Origin of the sequence: Microbacterium sp. BDGP8 (genome assembly GCF_029991045.1) — a bacterium.
Classification (GTDB): Bacteria; Actinomycetota; Actinomycetes; order Actinomycetales; family Microbacteriaceae; genus Microbacterium; species Microbacterium plantarum.
In genome coordinates this window covers 2,615,078-2,632,797 of the sequence record NZ_CP120712.1, presented here as the reverse complement: position 1 = coordinate 2,632,797, position 17,720 = coordinate 2,615,078, and the positions used below count along the sequence as shown (strand labels likewise).

The 17,720-nt window shown below is 69.8% G+C and carries 18 protein-coding genes; 2 read left to right on the top strand and 16 right to left on the bottom strand.

Going from position 1 to position 17,720, the window contains the following annotated elements:
* Positions 1-12: 12 nt before the first annotated feature.
* From P6897_RS12760 to P6897_RS12725, 8 genes are all read right to left on the bottom strand, one after another.
* Complete coding sequence (locus P6897_RS12760) at positions 13-1,455, bottom strand: MFS transporter (RefSeq protein WP_269267903.1); 1,443 nt, start codon at positions 1,453-1,455, stop codon at positions 13-15.
* Between the two features lie 221 nt (positions 1,456-1,676).
* Positions 1,677-2,027 (bottom strand): Fe-S protein, encoded by a 351-nt coding sequence (locus P6897_RS12755; protein WP_274178928.1) that lies wholly within the window; start codon positions 2,025-2,027, stop codon positions 1,677-1,679.
* 40 nt (positions 2,028-2,067) lie between these two features.
* Entirely contained in the window at positions 2,068-2,541 is a 474-nt protein-coding gene (ribH, locus tag P6897_RS12750) for a 6,7-dimethyl-8-ribityllumazine synthase (protein WP_274178927.1), read from the bottom strand.
* Positions 2,538-3,857, bottom strand: a complete 1,320-nt coding sequence (gene ribA / locus P6897_RS12745; protein ID WP_114588578.1) for a GTP cyclohydrolase II — start codon at positions 3,855-3,857, stop codon at positions 2,538-2,540. Before ribA ends, ribH begins: the two co-directional genes overlap by 4 nt.
* Positions 3,854-4,486 carry a riboflavin synthase gene (locus P6897_RS12740; RefSeq protein ID WP_112617423.1) on the bottom strand — a complete coding sequence of 211 codons (633 nt, stop codon included), beginning with the start codon at positions 4,484-4,486 and terminating at the stop codon, positions 3,854-3,856. Before P6897_RS12740 ends, ribA begins: the two co-directional genes overlap by 4 nt.
* Positions 4,486-5,568, bottom strand: a complete 1,083-nt coding sequence (gene ribD / locus P6897_RS12735; RefSeq protein WP_282501401.1) for a bifunctional diaminohydroxyphosphoribosylaminopyrimidine deaminase/5-amino-6-(5-phosphoribosylamino)uracil reductase RibD — start codon at positions 5,566-5,568, stop codon at positions 4,486-4,488. Before ribD ends, P6897_RS12740 begins: the two co-directional genes overlap by 1 nt.
* Before the next feature lie 260 nt (positions 5,569-5,828).
* Positions 5,829-6,692, bottom strand: a complete 864-nt coding sequence (locus P6897_RS12730) for a DNA-formamidopyrimidine glycosylase family protein (RefSeq protein WP_269267896.1) — start codon at positions 6,690-6,692, stop codon at positions 5,829-5,831.
* Between the two features lie 74 nt (positions 6,693-6,766).
* Positions 6,767-7,330: a GNAT family N-acetyltransferase gene (locus P6897_RS12725; RefSeq protein ID WP_112617420.1), complete on the bottom strand. Its 564-nt coding sequence runs from the start codon at positions 7,328-7,330 to the stop codon at positions 6,767-6,769.
* Positions 7,331-7,732: 402 nt separating this feature from the next.
* Here P6897_RS12725 and P6897_RS12720 point away from each other — a divergent pair, with 402 nt between their 5' ends.
* Positions 7,733-8,614 (top strand): hypothetical protein, encoded by an 882-nt coding sequence (locus P6897_RS12720; protein WP_274178924.1) that lies wholly within the window; start codon positions 7,733-7,735, stop codon positions 8,612-8,614.
* A gap of 490 nt (positions 8,615-9,104) precedes the next feature.
* Here P6897_RS12720 and P6897_RS12715 read toward each other — a convergent pair whose 3' ends face one another.
* The 8 genes from P6897_RS12715 to sdhC all read right to left on the bottom strand — a co-directional run bounded on the left by P6897_RS12715 (position 9,105) and on the right by sdhC (position 16,294).
* Complete coding sequence (locus tag P6897_RS12715) at positions 9,105-9,635, bottom strand: hypothetical protein (RefSeq protein ID WP_274178923.1); 531 nt, start codon at positions 9,633-9,635, stop codon at positions 9,105-9,107.
* Positions 9,628-10,605, bottom strand: a complete 978-nt coding sequence (gene trpS, locus P6897_RS12710; RefSeq protein ID WP_240309748.1) for a tryptophan--tRNA ligase — start codon at positions 10,603-10,605, stop codon at positions 9,628-9,630. Before trpS ends, P6897_RS12715 begins: the two co-directional genes overlap by 8 nt.
* Before the next feature lie 77 nt (positions 10,606-10,682).
* Positions 10,683-11,522 (bottom strand): exodeoxyribonuclease III, encoded by an 840-nt coding sequence (locus P6897_RS12705; RefSeq protein WP_282501400.1) that lies wholly within the window; start codon positions 11,520-11,522, stop codon positions 10,683-10,685.
* 33 nt (positions 11,523-11,555) lie between these two features.
* Entirely contained in the window at positions 11,556-12,716 is a 1,161-nt protein-coding gene (locus P6897_RS12700) for a YihY/virulence factor BrkB family protein (RefSeq protein ID WP_274178921.1), read from the bottom strand.
* A 57-nt stretch (positions 12,717-12,773) separates the two neighbouring features.
* The gene (locus P6897_RS12695) at positions 12,774-13,544 is read right to left on the bottom strand and encodes a succinate dehydrogenase iron-sulfur subunit (RefSeq protein WP_094260201.1); all 771 of its coding nucleotides are present in this window, start codon (positions 13,542-13,544) and stop codon (positions 12,774-12,776) included.
* Positions 13,544-15,370: a succinate dehydrogenase flavoprotein subunit gene (gene sdhA / locus P6897_RS12690; RefSeq protein ID WP_112617416.1), complete on the bottom strand. Its 1,827-nt coding sequence runs from the start codon at positions 15,368-15,370 to the stop codon at positions 13,544-13,546. The genes P6897_RS12695 and sdhA overlap by 1 nt, the downstream gene beginning before the upstream one ends.
* Positions 15,371-15,416: 46 nt before the next feature.
* On the bottom strand, positions 15,417-15,860 hold the full coding sequence (locus tag P6897_RS12685) for a succinate dehydrogenase hydrophobic membrane anchor subunit (RefSeq protein WP_023955540.1): 444 nt from the start codon (positions 15,858-15,860) through the stop codon (positions 15,417-15,419).
* Positions 15,860-16,294 (bottom strand): succinate dehydrogenase, cytochrome b556 subunit, encoded by a 435-nt coding sequence (sdhC, locus tag P6897_RS12680; protein ID WP_023955538.1) that lies wholly within the window; start codon positions 16,292-16,294, stop codon positions 15,860-15,862. The genes P6897_RS12685 and sdhC overlap by 1 nt, the downstream gene beginning before the upstream one ends.
* 189 nt (positions 16,295-16,483) lie before the next feature.
* Between sdhC and P6897_RS12675 the strand changes: the two genes are divergently transcribed.
* Positions 16,484-17,599, top strand: coding sequence for a mannose-1-phosphate guanylyltransferase (locus tag P6897_RS12675; protein ID WP_282501399.1), 1,116 nt, complete (start codon positions 16,484-16,486; stop codon positions 17,597-17,599).
* Positions 17,600-17,720: the final 121 nt, after the last annotated feature.

Below are 17,720 nucleotides of genomic sequence, written 5' to 3'. Positions count from 1 at the left end.
CCGAGGCGGGGATCAGCGTGTGGCTGCCGCCTCGCCGATGTTCGCGTCGTACTCGGAGTCCTTGGTCTCCTTCGACAGCCACAGGGCGATGAAGGTGAGCACGGCGGAGGCCGTGAGGTACACGCCGACGAGCCAGGTCGAGCCGCCAGCGAGCGCCCACAGGGTCGTCGCGATGCTGGGCGCGACGGCGGCACCGAGGATCGACGCCACGTTGTAAGAGATGGCCGAGCCGGTGTAGCGAACGTTGGTCGGGAACAGCTCGGGGAGCAGCGCGCCCATCGGGCCGAACGTCGCGCCCATGAGCATGAAGCCGAGCACGAGGAACGCCTGGACGAGCGCCCCGGTGAACTTCGGGTCGAGCTGCGGTGCGAGGAAGACCGCGAACAGCAGGCCGAACACCGCGATGACGCCGGTGACCCACAGCAGCAGCTTGCGGCGGCCGATCGAGTCGGCGACGGGGCCCGACAGCAGCGTGAAGATGCCGAAGAAGATCACGCCGACGATCTGCATGATGACGAAGTCGGTGAACCCGAACCCGAGGCCCGGAACGTAGGCCGCCGCGTCGAAGGCCGCGCCCGATGCCTCGGCGGTCGCCTGCGCGGTCTCGAGGGTCGGCTTGGTGCCGTACGCGAGGGTGAAGCTCGTCATCAGGTAGAAGAGCACGTAGGTCGCGAGCATGATGAAGGTGCCGAGGATCAGCGCGCGCCAGTGTCCGCGGATGACGGATCCGAGCGGGAACTTGCGGATGGCGCCGGTCTTCTCCGCCTTCGAGAACGTCTCGCTCTCGACGAGCTTGAGGCGCACCCACAGGCCGACGATGACCATGACGGCGGAGAACAGGAACGGCACGCGCCAGCCCCAGGCGAGGAACTCTTCGGAACGCTGGGCCGGGCCGTCGGGGTGCGGCAGCGCGAAGTAGATCACGAGGAAGACCGAGTTCGCGATGATGAAACCGATCGGCGCGCCCAGTTGGGGGAAGGTGCCGTACCAGGCGCGCTTGCCCTTCGGGGCGTTCTCGGTGGCGACGAGCGCCGCTCCCGACCATTCGCCGCCGAGGGCGAAGCCCTGCGCGAGACGCAGCACGAGGAGCAGCAGCGCCGCCCACCAGCCGATGTCGTTGAAGGTGGGGAGGCATCCGATGAGGATCGTCGCGATGCCCATCGTGAGGAGCGAGGCGACGAGGGTCGCCTTGCGGCCGAACTTGTCGCCGAAGTGGCCGAAGACGACGGCGCCGATGGGACGCGCGATCATCGCGGCGCCGAAGACCGCGAACGAGGCGAGGAGCGACGCGGTGTCGTCGTCGCTCGGGAAGAAGAGGATCGGGAAGACCAGGACCGCCGCGGTCGCGTAGACGTAGAAGTCGTAGAACTCGATCGTGGTGCCGACGAGGCTGGCGGTGATGACGCGGGAACGGGGGTTCGCGGGCGCGGTGGGAGCCGCGGTGGCGGATGACATGTGCGGTGTGATGCCTGTCTGGGAGAACGGGTGAGCGCCCTCGTGGGAGCGTGCCGGTGGGCGGACGTCCGAGGCGGGGTGGTGCGGCGGACGTTCGACGCGGGGATCACCGGCGGCGTCGACGGTGTCGGCGACGCACGATCGTCCATTCTACGGCGGATGCCGCGACCCGGTGTTCCGAGACGCGGCATCCGCGCGTGGTGGACCGCAGTCCGGGGGTGTCAGCGCCAGAGCACCGCGATCGCGACGTTGGCCACCGTGCCGATTCCGATCAGCCAGAAGATGGCGGCGGGAACCGCCTGGGTGCGCTTCTGGCGGGCCGAGCCGATGCCCAGCAGCGCACCGATCACGAGCAGGATGACGAGCTTGACGGTGATCTTGACGTAGTTGAACTCGTGGTCGGTTCCCCACGGTGCTGCCAGGGCGAGCCCGGCGACACCGGCGACGAGGAGGCCGTAGCTCATGACCCGCGTGATGCGGCGGGCGCCGAGGGCTTCGACGAGCCAGGCGCCGAAGAGCGTGGCGAAACCGATGAGGTGGACGACGAGGACGATTCCGCGGAGGGTTTCCATACCCTCAGCCTAGCTGAAGGTATGGGGTGCCGACACAGTGTCAGCCGCGAAGCGAGCGCAGCGTCAGCGCCGTGCGCAGTGCAGCATCCGCCGCCTCCGCGCCCTTGTCCTCCTTCGAGCCGGGCAGACCCGCCCGGTCGATGCCCTGCTGCTCGTCGTCGAGGGTGAGCACGCCGAAACCGACCGGCTTGCCCGTGTCGATCGCGACGCGCGTCAGCCCGTCGGTGGCCGCCGACGACACGAAGTCGAAGTGGGGCGTTCCGCCGCGGATGATGACGCCGAGGGCGACGACGGCATCCGCTCCGGAATCGAGCGCGGCCTTCGCCACGACCGGGAGCTCGAACGATCCCGGCACGCGCACGAGCCGCCAGGCCGCACCCGACTCCTCGAGCACGCGCTCGGCGCCGGCGATGAGTCCGTCGGTGATGACGTCGTGCCACTGGCCGGCGACGACGACGACCTTCAGGTCGCCCGCGTCGATGTTCTGGCGTTCGGGAGCGCCGTGTCCGCTCATGCGATGTTCTCCGAGTTCTGTCGAGGGTCGGTGGTCTCGTCCGCGGGGGCCGCCACGGTGCCGCGGGCGAGCGCCGCGCTCAGCTCGGCGTCGTCGATGATGTGGCCCATGCGGTCGCGCTTCGTGGCGAGGTACTGGTGGTTGTTGGCGCCCACGCCGACGAGCAGCGGAACCTGCTCGGCGATGTCGAGGCCGAGCGCGCGCAGCTGCGACACCTTGTCGGAGTTGTTCGTCAGCAGGCGGATGCTGCCCACGCCGAGATCGGCGAGGATGCCGGCCGCCGCGGCGTAGTCGCGGGCGTCGGCGGGAAGCCCGAGCGCGAGATTCGCGTCGAGGGTGTCGAGCCCGCGCTCCTGCAGCTGGTAGGCGCGGAGCTTGTTGATCAGCCCGATGCCGCGACCCTCATGACCGCGCATGTAGATGACGATCCCGCCGTCGCGGTCGATCGCGTCGAGGGCGGCATCGAGTTGCGGGCCGCACTCGCACTTGAGCGAGCCGAACGCCTCGCCCGTGAGGCACTCCGAGTGCACACGCACGAGTGGGGCGGCATCTGCGAGGTCGCCCGAGACGACGGCGATGTGGTCGGTGCCGGTGACGCGGTCCTTGTACGCGAGGAAGCGGAACGTGCCGTGCGACGTCGGCACCTGCGCCTCGGCACGCAGGCTCACGCGGCGCCGGTTCGAAGCGGCGCCGCCGGCGGGACGCGGGTCGGTCTCGTCGAGGTGCGCGATGAGCTGCTCGATCGTGATGACCGGGATGCCGTCGCGCTCGCCGAGCTCGAGCAGGCCCGGCATCCGCATCATCGAGCCGTCGTCCGCGACGATCTCGGCGATCGCGCCGACCGGCTCGAGACCGGCGAGCTGCATCAGCTCGACCGCCGCTTCGGTGTGACCGCTGCGCTCGCGCACACCGCCCTCGACGGCGCGCAAAGGCAGGATGTGGCCCGGACGGATGACGCTGCCCGGCGTCGACGCGGGATCGGCGAGCACCGTGAGGGTGCGGGCGCGATCGGCCGCGCTGATGCCGGTGGTCACGCCGTCGGCGGCGTCGACCGAGACGGTGTAGGCGGTGCCGCGGGCATCCTCGTTCGTCTCGACCATCGGCGGGAGATCCAGCCGGTCGGCCCACTCGGCGGGCATCGGCGCGCAGATGAAACCGCTCGAGTGACGGACCGTCCACGCGATCCACTCGGGTGTGGCGAGCGCGGCCGACAGGATGACGTCGCCTTCGTTCTCGCGGTTCTCATCGTCGGCGACGATGATCGGCTTTCCGGCCCGCAGCGCGTCGAGCGCCTCGGAGAGGGGAGAAAGGCTCATCGGGAGCCTCCTTCGTTCGAGAGGGTGGTGAATGCCAGCAACCGCTGGACGTGTCGGGCGAGGATGTCGGTCTCGAGGTTGACCGCGTCGCCGGCGATCCGGTCGCCGAGGGTCGTCGCGGCGAGCGTCTCGGGGATGAGGGAGACCTCGAGCCAGGCCTCCGCGACGTGGGCGGCGCTCACGGCGCTGACGGTCAGGGAGACGCCGTCGACCGTGATCGACCCCTTGTCCACGACGAGCGGGGCGAGGTCGGCGGGCACGGAGATGCGCAGGACGCGCCACTGCTCGCCGGGGCGCACCTCCAGGACGTGGCCGAGTCCATCGACGTGTCCCTGCACGATGTGCCCGCCCAGCCGGGTGTGCGCCGCGAGCGCGCGTTCGAGGTTGACGGCCCGGCCCGGCTCGATCCCGGTGAGGCTCGACACGTCGAGGGTCTGGCGCATGACGTCTGCCGTGAACCAGTCGTCGCCCTGGTCGACCACCGTGAGGCAGACACCGCTGACGGCGATCGAGTCGCCGTGGCCGGCATCCGACACCGCCTTCGGCGCGCGCACGGTGATCCGCACGCCGTCGCCCGACGGCTCGACGGCGACGACCTCGCCGATCTCTTCGATGATTCCGGTGAACATCAGGCGTCTCCTTCGGACGGGGATGTCGGGGGCGCGGGGGAGGCGACGATCAGCAGGTCGTCGCCCAGGGTCTCGACCGAGCGCACGCGCAGACGTCGCTGGTCGGTGATCGTCTCGACGTCGAGCGAACGCAGCGCCGGGCGGTCGTCGCCGACCGTGCCGGAGCCGATGAGGGTCGGGGCGATGTAGGCGAGGATCTCGTCGGCGAGTCCTGCCCGAATGAAGGCGCTGGCAATGGTCGGGCCGCCCTCGACGAAGACGCGCTGCACCCCGAGCTCACGCAACTGCGTCATCAGCGAGGGCTCGTTCGCGCTCTCGCCGCCGAGGTTCTCGCCGTCGCGGTGCAGGAGGGGCAGCGGGTGTCGACGCACGAGCGCGTCGTCGGGCACGGCACGCTGACCGAGGACGACGGGCATCGGCTGCCGCTCGTAGAGAGTGCCGTCGGGACGCCGCGCCGTCAGGGCGGGATCGTCGGAGAGCAGGGTGCCCGTGCCCACGACGATGGCGTCGGCCTCGCTGCGCCGGCGGTGGACGTCTGCTCGTGCGGCGGGGCCGGTGATCCACTGGCTCGTGCCGTCGGGTGCCGCGGCGCGACCGTCGAGCGACTGCGCCCACTTCACGGTGACGTGCGGCCGGCCGAGGCGCTGCACGGTGAGCCAGTCGTGGATGAGCGCGTGACCGTCGTCGGCGAGCACCCCGCCGACGACGTCGACCCCGGCATCACGCAGGCGCTGCGCGCCGCCGGCCGATGCGTCGCCCGGGTCGGACGCGGAGTAGACCACCCGCGCCACGCCGGCCTCGATGAGCGCGAGCGCGCACGGGCCGGTGCGGCCGGTGTGGTTGCAGGGCTCGAGGCTCACCACGGCGGTGGCGCCGCGGGCCGCGCCGGCGGAGAGCTGAGTGAGAGCGTCGACCTCGGCGTGGGGAGTGCCCGCGCCACGGTGCCAGCCCTCGGCGAGCACGGACCCGTCGGGTGCCAGGAGCACGGCGCCGACCTGCGGGTTCAGCCCGCGCGGACCGTTGCCGGCGAGCTCGAAAGCGCGACGCATCGCGGCGATCTCGCGGTCGGTGGTGCCCGGCATCCTTCGTCCTTCGGTCAGTCTCCGGGGACGCGGGCGGGCGCGCGCAGCGCGAACGCTGCCGTGCTTCCTCTCATCCGGACTAGCGACTCGCGTCGCATCACCGTCGGTCCCGGAATTCCACCGGATCAACCTCTCGGCCCGAGGGCCTTGAGGGTCGCGGACTCTCACCGCCGGTTCGGATTCTCACCGACCCCGGAGCACGTTCAATACTCCGATCGTACTCAACGCGGCGCTGCCTGCGGCATTCCCGACTTCCGCCGTCACTTGAGCAGGCGGGAGAGTCGGCGATCCGCGAGCAGCTTGCCGCCGGTCTGGCACGTCGGGCAGTACTCCAGGCTGTTGTCGGCGAAGAAGACGCTGCGCACCTCATCGCCGCAGACCGGGCACGCCTCGCCGCGGCGCCCATGCACCCGCATCCCGCGGCGTTTGGCGTCCTTCAGGTCGGCAGGAGGCTTGCCCGATGCCGCGGCGACGGCCTCGGCCAGCGTCGCGCTGAGTGCGGTGTAGAGCCGGTCGACCTCCGCGTCGTCCAGATTCGCGGCCAGCGCGTAGGGCGACATCTTCGCCGCGTGGAGGATCTCGTCGGAGTACGCGTTGCCGATCCCCGCGACGATGGACTGATCGCGCAGCACACCCTTGATCTGGGTGCGGCGGCCCGCCAGCAGGCCCGCCAGGGTGTCGCGGTCGAACGAGGGATCCAGCGGGTCGGGACCGAGCCGGGCGATGCCCGGCACCTCGGCCGGATCACGGACGACGTAGACCGCGAGCGACTTCTTCGTGCCGGCCTCGGTCAGATCGAACCCCGAGTCGTCGTCGAAGCCGACGCGGAGCGCGATCGGGGTCTTGCCGGGGCGGATGACGGTCGACGGCAGCGCGTCGTACCAGCGCAGCCACCCCGCCTTGGCGAGGTGGAAGACCAGGTGCGTGCCGCCGTCGGTGGCCAGGTCGACGAACTTGCCGTGACGGGATGCAGCGGTCACCGTCGCGCCCTCGAGCGTCTCGATCGGCGGGTCGTACGTCTTCAGCGCGGAGATCGCGCTGACCCGGGCTTTCGTGATGCGGCGTCCGGCGAGGCGACCGCCGAGGTAGTCGACGAGTCCCTGCACTTCCGGCATCTCGGGCATGGCGTCATCCTGGCACGCACCACCCCCACGCGGCACGGGCTTGCGCCCGGACCGCGGCCTGGTTCAGGCGTGGTTCAGTCGGCGAGGATCGGCCAGGGCTGCGGCGCGCGGTCGTCGTCGGGCAGGATGCCGGCGATCCAGCCGTCGTGGCGGGCGTCGCGGTGCGGGAGCCCGCGCCGCAGCATCCCTTCGTACCGGAAGCCGAGGCTGCGCGCGGTGCGCGCCGATGCGACGTTGCCGACGATCGCCCGCCATTCGATGCGCGCGAGCGACAGCGGCTCGGCGAAGCCGAAGTCGATGACCGCGCGGGCTGCCTCGCTCAGGTAGCCGTGCCCGCGCGCCGATACGCTCATCCAGAACCCGATCTCCGCGGCACCTTCCGGGCTCACGCGGTGCAGGCCGATCATGCCGATCCACTGGCCGTCCCGGCGGATGCCCCACGTCAGCTCGGACTGCTCGTCCCACCAGGCCGCAGCCTTCGCGATGAACTCCTCGGCGTGCTCGCGCGTGTAGGGAGAGGGCACGGTGGTCCAGCGCGGGACCTCGGGATCCTGCGCCGCCGCGGTGATCGCGTCGACGTCGTCGAGAGTGGGCATCGACAGCTCGAGCCGCGCGGTTCGGAGGGTCACCGGTTCCATCCCCCGACCCTACCGAGGCGGGCCGGCCGGTTCGGGTCGTGCCCAGCCTTCGTCGCGGTGCCGCGAACAGGCTCAGCCCGGTGTCGCCGTGCCTCGCGCCCCCGGGGCCCGCTCTCAGCCTGTTGACGGCACGCGTTTCAGCTGTTCCGGGGATCGAGCTCCGGTCAGCCGACATCCCGCGCCGGGACGGAGGACTCCTCGTCGTGTGCGTGCCAGGCGGCGTCCAGCCGTGCCGTCAACAGGCTGGCGGCGCCATGGCGCCTCTCATCGCGCGGAACGCGGCGCCTGAGCCTGTCGGTGGCACGGATCAGCGACTTCCGCACAGGCAGCGGGCGAGTCTGGCTGTTCACAATTTCCTCCTGCGCAGGCCATGCACGGGACCACGGACGACACCGTGTCGGCATGGACCCTCACGCCTCGTCAGCCTGGCTTCCCGCAGAGATCATGGAGTTGCGTCGTTGGTCGACATCCGATCTGCGCGCGGGTGGTCTCCGCAAGCGCGACATCGCGGATGCCGTCTCCGCCGGGCGACTTGTGAGGCCCCTGCGGGGCTCGTACCTCGTCGCGGATGCGCCACCAACCGTCGTCGTCGCGGTCTCGCTCGGCGGTCGTCTCACCTGTGTGAGCCTGTTGCGCCTTCTCGGGGTGTTCGTCCTCGAGCCGGCCGGGCCGCATGTGCAGCTACCGCGGACGGCCTCGCGCGTGCCGACGCGCGAGACCCTCGCGGGGTCGAAGTCGGTGCTGCATTGGACACCTCCCATCGCTCCGCGCCCCAGATGGTTCGCGTGCTCGAGCATCATCGACGCGCTGGTCCGCGCGGTGCAGTGCCAGTCACCCCGAGCTGCCGTCGCGACGCTCGACAGCGCGCTTCATCTCGGGCTTCTCCAGGCCGCGGATCTCGACAGCGTCTTTGCGGCCCTGCCTCTCCGATACCGCCCGATCCGGCGTCTGATTGACGGGCGGGCCGAATCCGGACCAGAGACGCTCATGCGGCTCCTCCTGCGCGGAATCGCCAAGACGGTCGAGGTGCAGGTGCGCATACCTGGAGTCGGACGAGTCGATCTGCTCGTCGATGGTTGGTTGATCGTGGAGTGCGACAGCGATGCTCATCATTCCGGGCTCGACGCGCGCCGACGAGACAGCGCGCGCGACCTCGCGGCCGCAGCCCTCGGCTACCTGACGCTACGACCGATGGCGGCGGACATCATGTGGCGACCCGATCGGGTCCTCGAAGCCGTGCGCGGCGTTCTCGCATCCGGTGTGCGGCCGGCTCGCGTGCGCTGACGCTTCTACCAGCGGATGCCTGCTGCTCTGCGTGCCGTGCGCAGGCTGAAACGGCTCGCGGTGGGGCGTAGGGGCTTGGGTGGGGCGCTGAGCCTGTTGACGGGGAGATGACGCGAAGACAGGGCTGTTCTCCGGCCCGCCCGGCCCGTGGGGCGGTTCTCGCTCGGTGGGTCGACAGGTCTCGCTCGACGCGCCGACCGGGCGACCGGAGTGCGGATGCCTGCTGTTCCGCGTGCCGTGCGCAGGCTGAAACGGCTCGCGGTCGGGCGTAGGGGCTCGGGTGGGGCGCTGAGCCTGTTGACGGGACGGGGACGGCTCGAAGATGGGGCGCCGACGCGACGGCTACCCCGCAGGACGGGGACGGCTGCCCCGCAGGACGGTGCCGGTAGGCCCGTCGGTGGCGACGGGGGTTCCGGCAGCCCCGCCGGTCGGGACGGGGCCGCCCGCAGCGGACGGGCCCCCCAGCGGCGAGGACGGGGCCGTCCCGGGATCAGGCAGAGGGGTTCTGCGAGATGTAGACCGCCATCGCGGCGAGGTTCGTCAGGGGAGCCATCGCACCGTTGCCGGGTGCGTCGAAGACCATCGCTTCGACGCCGGCCTCGGCGTAGGACGCGACCCACGCCGCGGCCGACGGGAGCGGCACGGCGAGGAGGCGCGATGCCTCCTCTTCGGGCAGGCCGAAACCGAGGGCGGCTTCATGGGCGCGGTCGGCGGTGGAGAACGCGAAGATCACGGCGCCCTCGTCCGAGCGCAGCGCGAACGGGGTGGGCTCGTCGTCGGAGCCGCGGGCGATGAAGAGCCAGCGGTCGAGCGCGAAGGCGGCGCGCCAGAGTCGCTCCTGCACGGCGGCGTCGGCGGGGGAGGCCTTCGATGCGGCCGCCGCCTCGTCGAGCGCCTCGATCAGCTCGGGCGCGGGCTCGACCGGCATCTCCGGTGCGGTGGTCGCCGGCGCCGCGTTCTGGTTGCCGTCGGTCGCAGCGGACAGTCCGGCGTCGGGCGCGGTCGATTCGTTGTCAGACACGACGCAGCAGTCCCAACTTGTCGTAGACGTCAGCGAGCGTGCGGTCGGCGACCTCGTCGGCGCGCGCGGCGTTCGACGCGAGCACCCGGTCGAGCTCGGCCGGGTCGTCGAGCAGCTCGAGGGCACGCTCGCGGACCGGTCCGAACTCGGAGACGACGACCTCGGCCAGTCCCTTCTTGAAGTCGCCGTAGCCGCGACCGGCGTACTCGTCCTCGATCGAGGGGATCTGGCGGCCCGTCAGCGCGGCGTAGATGACGAGCAGGTTCGAGACGCCGGGCTTGTTCTCGCGGTCGTAGCGAACCGAGCCCTCGGAGTCGGTGACGGCCCGCATGACCTTCTTCGCCGACACCTTCGGGTCGTCGAGCAGCCACAGCACGCCGGCATCCGACTCGGCGGACTTCGACATCTTCGAGGTCGGGTTCTGCAGGTCGTAGATGCGCGCGGTGTCCTGCTGGATGACCGGCATCGGCACGCGGAACGTCTCGCCGTAGCGCGAGTTGAACCGCTCGGCCAGGGTGCGCGTCAGCTCGACGTGCTGCTTCTGGTCGTCGCCGACGGGCACGATGTCGGTCTGGTAGAGCAGGATGTCGGCGGCCATGAGCACCGGGTAGGTGAAGAGCCCCACGTTGGTGGCGTCGGCGCCGTAGCGCTGCGACTTGTCTTTGAACTGCGTCATCCGGCCGGCTTCGCCGAACCCGGTGATGGTCGAGAGCACCCAGGCGAGCTCGGCGTGCGCGCGGACGTGCGACTGCACGTACAGCGTCGAGCGCGAGGGTTCGATGCCCGCCGCGATGTACTGCGCCGCGGTGCGCCGGGTCTTCGCCCGCAGCTCGGCGGGGTCATTCGGCTGAGTGAGGGCGTGCAGGTCGACGACGGAGAAGAACGCGTCGTAGGTCTCCTGCAGGTCGCGCCACTGCATGAGAGCCCCGATGTAGTTGCCGATCTGGAGCGAATCGGCGGACGGCTGCATTCCGGAGTACAGGCGGGGCTTGGTCACCAGAAGAGTCTACGGGCGTCGCCCCGCGGGCCGTCGCCCCGTCGCCTCGATCAGCCCGGGAAGACGTAGTCGGCGACGACGGGGGCGTGGTCGCTCCACCGGGTGTTCCACGACGGCGCGCGCACGACACGGTAGTCGGTGACGCGCTCCGCGAGCTGCGGCGTGGCGAGGTGGTAGTCGATTCGCCACCCGGTGTCGGTGTCGAACGCCTTTCCGCGGTTGGACCACCACGTGTAGGGACCGTCGACCTCGCCGGCGAACCGACGTCCCACGTCGACCCACCCGAGGCCGGTGCCCCGCTCGCCGTCGACGGTGTCGATCTCGACGCCGGCGGGCGCGGTGAACCGGTCGAAATAGGCCCGCTCGCGCGGGAGGAAGCCGGCCTTCTTGCGATTGCCGCGCCAGTTGCGGATGTCGAACTCACGGTGGCCGACGTTCAGGTCGCCGGTGATGACAGCGAGTTCGCCGAGCTGCGGCATCCGCTTCTCCATCGCATCGAGGAAGGCGTACTTCGCGACCTGCTTCTCGGTGTCGGCCTCGCCGGTGAAGACGTACGCGCTGACGACCGTGAGATGCTCGCCCGCGACCTCGATGTCGGCCTCGACCCAGCGTCCCTTCGAGTCGAGATCGTCGTCGCCGAGCTCGATGCGCCAGACGTCGAGGGGCTCGCGGGCGGCGATAGCGACACCTGCGCGCCCCTTCGCGAGCGCCTCGTCGGAGACGAAGTGCCAGTTCGGCAGGGCAGCGGCGAGGTCGGAGGCCTGGGCGCGGACCTCTTGGAGGGTCAGGATGTCGACGTCGGCGGTCTCGAGCCACTCGTGCATTCCCTTGCGGGCGGCGGCGCGGATGCCGTTGACGTTGACGGAGGCGATGCGAAGACGACGTGACACGTCTGCCAGCGTAACCGCGGCCTCCGACAGGGCTCACCGCGCGGCGCGCTGCTCCGCGTCGAGACGTCGCAGCAGCTCGCGCGCCCGCTTCACATCCCGGCGGGCGGGAACTCGCCGCCACCACCCGGCTTCGGCGAGGGCGTGCTCGGCGTCGCGCAGCTGTGCCTCGGCGACCACACGCAGGGCGCGCCGCTCGTCCTCGCGCCTCTCTTCCTCGGTCCTCACCTCGAGCGGGATGCCGTCATCCGCCGCCGACACGGCCACCCACGACGCCGCGACGAGGATGACGATGCCCGCGAGGCGCAGCCAGAGGAGGAATCCGATGAGCACCGAGAACGTCGCGAGGAGCGGGTTGGTGGGGGAGTAGACGGCGAGGAAGCCGGCGCCGAGCTGCAGCACGCTCAGCGCGACGCCGCCGAAGATCGATCCGGGGATGATCTTGCGCCAGGGCAGCGCGGTCCCGGTCAGGAACCGGATGAGCGCGGTGAGGGCGGCCGCGTTGATCACGATCGCGACCAGCACAGACGCGAGTCGGCTGAGCACGTCGATCGTGGTCGACTCGTACGGGATCTCGAAGAGGTCGAACACCTGCCGAACGACGCCGCCCGCCACCAGACCCAGTGCGGCGCCGAGCACGAGCGCGAGGCCGAAAAGCAGGGCGGCGCCGAAGTCGCGCAGCTTCAGGAGCAGGTAGTTGCGCGTGTCGAAGGGGAGGCCGAAGATATCCCGCACCGCGCGGCGCGTGAACGTCACGAACCCGATGGCCGTCCAGATCGCGACCGCGAGGGCGACGGCACCCGTCACCGCCAGGACGCTGCCGCTGTTGCGGGCGATGTCGGCGACGTCGGTGGGGGAGACCGGACCGCTGCCGGAGATCAGCCCCGGGATGTAGCTGTTGACGACGTCGATGAGGGCGTCGATCGCCATGCGCGATCCCCCGAGCCACAGCCCGACGACGGCGAACGCCGTGTAGATGGTGGCGAAGAGGGCGAAGAGCGACTGGTAACTGATGCTCGCGGCGAGGAGGAAGCCGTTGTGCCGCAGAAAGTGGCGCCATACCCGGATCGGGAACCAGCCGAGCGTGCGACGCGTGATCGTCGTCGCACGCTCGATGGGCTGGTCGAGCCGCTCGCGCAGCCGAGACGCATCCCACCGTTCGCGCAGCGCATCTGTCGCGGAAGGGTCGGGATCCACGTCGTCGAATCTATCGGCAGCGGCGGCGCGAGCTGATCGGGCGCGAGCCCGGCCGGCTCAACGCCCGCGGAGAACCGCCTGCTTGACCTCGGCGATCGCCTTGGTGACCTCGATGCCGCGCGGGCAGGCCTCGGTGCAGTTGAAGGTCGTGCGGCAGCGCCACACGCCTTCCTTGTCGTTGAGGATGTCGAGGCGCACGTCGCCCGCGTCGTCGCGCGAGTCGAAGATGAAGCGGTGCGCGTTGACGATCGCGGCGGGGCCGAAGTACTGGCCGTCGGTCCAGAACACGGGGCACGACGAGGTGCACGCGGCGCAGAGGATGCACTTGGTGGTGTCGTCGAAGATCTCGCGGTCGGCGATCGACTGGATGCGCTCCTTGCCGGCCTCGGGCTTCGAGTTGGCGATGAGGAAGGGCTGCACGTCGCGGTAGGAGGCGAAGAACGGCTCCATGTCGACGACGAGGTCCTTCTCCAGCGGCAGGCCCTTGATCGCCTCGACGTAGATCGGCTGCGAGATGTCGAGGTCCTTGATCAGCGTCTTGCAGGCCAGGCGGTTGCGCCCGTTGATGCGCATCGCGTCGGACCCGCAGATGCCGTGCGCGCACGAGCGGCGGAAGGTCAGCGACCCGTCGACATCCCACTTGATCTTGTGCAGGGCGTCGAGGACCCGGTCGGTCGAATAGAGCTCGACGTCGTAGTCGACCCACCTCGGCTCGCTGTCGACCTCGGGGTCGAAGCGCCGGATGATGAAGGTGACCAGGAACGACTGGATGCCGGTGTCGTTCGCCGCCTCGGCAGGGGCCGCGGCATCGGTTTCGACGATCGTCATCAGTACTTCCTCTCCAGCGGCGGGTACCGCAGTTCGCCGTTCTCGTTCTTGGTGAACACGACGGGCTTCCAGTCGAGCCGGATGTGGTCCTCGGCGTGCGACGAGTGGGGGTCGCCCGACAGATAGGCCATCGTGTGCTTCATGTAGTTCTCGTCGTCACGCGTCGGGAAGTCATCGCGCATGTGTCCGCCGCGACTCTCCTTGCGGTTGCGAGCGGCGACCACGACGACCTCGGCGATGTCGAGCAGGAAGCCCAGCTCGACCGCCTCGAGCAGATCGGTGTTGAACCGCTTGCCCTTGTCGTCGACGTGGATGTTCTTGAACCGCTCGCGCAGGTCGGCGATAACGTCCATGACGTGCAGGAGCGACTCCTCGGTGCGGAACACCTGGGCGCCCTTGTCCATCTCGTCCTGGAGCGTCTTGCGCAGGACCGCGATGCGCTCGGTGCCGGGGTTGTTGCGCACGCCTTCGATGAGTTCGCGCACGTCCTTGGCGGGGTCCGCGGGCAGCGGCACGAAGTCGGCGGTCTTGACGTACTCGACGGCGTTGCGGCCGGCGCGCTTGCCGAAGACGTTGATGTCGAGCAGCGAGTTGGTGCCGAGGCGGTTCGAGCCGTGCACCGAGACGCACGCGCACTCGCCGGCGGCGTAGAGGCCCGGCACGACGGTGGTGTTGTCGGCGAGCACCTCGGCCTCGACGTTCGTGGGGATGCCGCCCATCGCGTAGTGCGCCGTGGGCATGACGGGCACCGGCTCGACGACGGGGTCGACGCCGAGGTAGGTGCGGGCGAACTCCGTGATGTCGGGGAGCTTGGTCTCAAGGACTTCGGCGCCCAGGTGCGTGCAGTCGAGCAGCACGTAGTCGCGGTGGGGACCGGCGCCGCGGCCTTCGGCGACTTCCTGCTGCATGCATCGCGAGACGATGTCGCGGGGAGCGAGGTCCTTGATGGTGGGCGCGTAGCGCTCCATGAACCGCTCGCCCGACGCGTTGCGGAGGATCGCGCCCTCGCCGCGTGCGCCTTCCGTGAGCAGGATGCCGAGACCGGCGAGGCCGGTCGGGTGGAACTGGAAGAACTCCATGTCCTCGAGCGGCAGGCCCTTGCGCCAGACGATGCCGACGCCGTCGCCCGTGAGGGTGTGGGCGTTCGAGGTCGTCTTGTAGATCTTGCCGAAGCCGCCGGTGGCGAAGATGACGGCCTTCGAGTGGAAGACGTGCAGGTCACCGGTCGCCAGGTCGTAGGCGACGACGCCCGCCGTCTGGGTCGAGCCGTCGGGCGCGGTCACCGTGATGAGGTCGAGCACGTAGTACTCGTTGAAGAAGTTGATGCCGAGCTTGACGCAGTTCTGGAACAGCGTCTGCAGGATCATGTGGCCCGTGCGGTCGGCGGCGTAGCAGGCGCGGCGCACCGGCGACTTGCCGTGGTCGGCGGTGTGGCCGCCGAAGCGGCGCTGGTCGATCTTGCCCTCGGGGGTGCGGTTGAAGGGCAGGCCCATGTTCTCGAGGTCGATGACCGCGTCGATGGCCTCCTTGGCGAGGATCTCCGCCGCGTCCTGGTCGACGAGGTAGTCGCCGCCCTTGACGGTGTCGAAGGTGTGCCACTCCCACGAGTCCTCTTCGACGTTGGCGAGCGCCGCCGCCATGCCGCCCTGCGCCGCACCGGTGTGCGAGCGGGTCGGGTACAGCTTCGAGATCACCGCGGTGCGGGCACCCGGACCGGCTTCGATCGCCGCCCGCATGCCGGCTCCGCCGGCGCCGACGATGACGATGTCGAACTGGTGGTAGTGGATGCCGTCCTTGACGACGACCTCTTCGGTCTGGGTGCTCACGGGGCGAGCCTTTCGTTGCTGTGATTCACGTCGTCGGAGCGCAGGGTCAGCCCTGGCAGGTCTCCCAGAGCATGCTGTCCGCGGTCACTCCGAGGCAGGGGTCGAAGGTGAACACGACCAGGGTGCCGAGCAGGATCAGCAGACCTGCCGAGAGCCAGATGGCCCACACGAGGACCTTCCGCGCCGTCGCACCCGTGACGTAGTCGTTCACGATCGTGCGCATGCCGTTCGCGCCGTGGATCAAGGCGAGCCAGAGCATCAGCACGTCCCACCACTGCCAGAACGGGCTGGCGAACTTTCCGGCCACGAAAGCGAAGTCGATGCCCTTGATGCCCTCGCCGAGCATGAGGTTGACGAAGAGGTGGCCGAAGATCAGGACGACCAGCAGCACGCCGGAGGCGCGCATGTAGACCCAACCCCACTTCTCGAGGTTGGCGCCCTTCTTGCGGACCTGCGGGCTGCGGGGAGCGGCAAGGGTGTCGGCGGTCATCAGTGACCCCCTCCAATCTCGGAGAGAACGATGGGCACGTGACGCGCCGCGAAACCGATGATGGTGACGGCCCAGACCGCGAGGACACCCCACCACAGCTGACGCTGGTGGCGCGTCGCCCACGGCCACAGGTCGACGGCGATGATGCGCAGACCGTTGAAGGCGTGGTAGACGATCGCGGCGACGAGGGCGACCTCGCCGAGACCCATGATCGGGTTCTTGTAGGTGCCGATAACGGCGTCGTAGGCCTCGGGCGACACGCGGATCAGCGCGGTGTCGAGCACGTGGACCAAGAGGAAGAAGAAGATGGCCACGCCGGTGATGCGGTGAAGCACCCACGACCACATGCCCTCGTTGCCGCGGTACAGCGTGCCGCGCGGGGTCTTGGATGTGGTCTGGGCTACCGACGGTGTGACGCGTGCTGGTGCAGACACGGTCGTCCTCCCTGGATCGAACACGGTTCGTGGGGGCGATCGATGCCCCGGTGGGGCGATTGACCCCCGGCGTCACATGGGCGCACATCGATTCTAGGCCGGGAAAATGACGCGGGGCGACGAAGGGCACCCTAAAGAAAGCGGGTTCTTGCGCCGGGGGCTGCGGCCGCGTCCCGGTACGCTCGGAGCATGATCGACGAGATCCCGGACTTCTACGCCGTCATCCCTGCAGGAGGCGTGGGCAGCAGGCTGTGGCCGCTGTCGCGTGCCGACGCGCCGAAGTTCCTGCACGACCTCACCGGATCGGGCCACTCGCTGCTGCGCGACACCTGGGACCGGCTTGCGCCGCTCGCAGGGCCCGACCGCATCGCCGTCGTCACCGGTCGCGCCCACCGTGCGGCCGTCGAGTCTCAGCTCCCCGGCATCCCCGACAAGAACGTGTTCCTCGAATCGGAGCCGCGCGACTCGGCGGCCGCGATCGGTCTGGCGGCCGCGATCCTCCACCGACGGCATCCCGACGTCATCATCGGCTCGTTCGCGGCCGATCACGTGATCCGCGGCAGCCGGGTCTTCGAGTTCGCGGTCCGAGACGCGGTCGAGGTCGCGCGCGAGGGCTACATCTGCACGATCGGCATCACCCCCTCCGAGCCCGCTGTCGGCTTCGGCTACATCAAGCGCGGCGGCGAACTGATCGTCGAGGGCGCTCGCGACGCCTCTCTCGTCGAGCGTTTCGTCGAGAAGCCCGACCTCGAGACGGCGCGAGCCTATGTCTCCGACCGGTCGTACCTCTGGAATGCGGGCATGTTCATCTCGCGGGCCGATGTCCTCCTGGCCGAGATCGAGGCGAACAGCCCCGAACTGCACGCGGGCCTGCTCGAGCTCGCCGAGGCCTGGGACGATCGCGACCGGCGCGGTCCCGCCGTCGACCGCATCTGGCCGCAGCTGAAGAAGATCGCGATCGACTACGTCGTCGCCGAGCCCGCCGCCGAGAAGGGCAAGCTCGCCGTCGTGCCGGGGCACTTCGACTGGGACGACGTCGGCGACTTCGCGAGCCTCGCGAAGCTCAACTCCAACGGACGCAAGAACGACCTGGCCATCCTCGGCGAGAACGCCCGCATCCTCTCGGACGCGGCCAGCGGCATCGTGGTCAGCCACACCTCGCGGGTCATCAGCCTGATCGGCGTGAAGGACATCGTCGTCGTCGACACTCCCGACGCGCTTCTGGTGACCACGAGCGAGAACGCGCAGCGCGTCAAGCACGTGGTCGACGCCCTCAAGCTGACGGGACGCGGCGACGTTCTGTGACGCGCACATTGCGTCTTTGTAACCATTCGCGGGGCGGGGTGCGTCCGGGGTGCAACCCGGACGAAACAGTAGGTAACTTCTTTCCAGCCGCCGCGAAGTCCGCGGCGCCTTCAATGTGGAG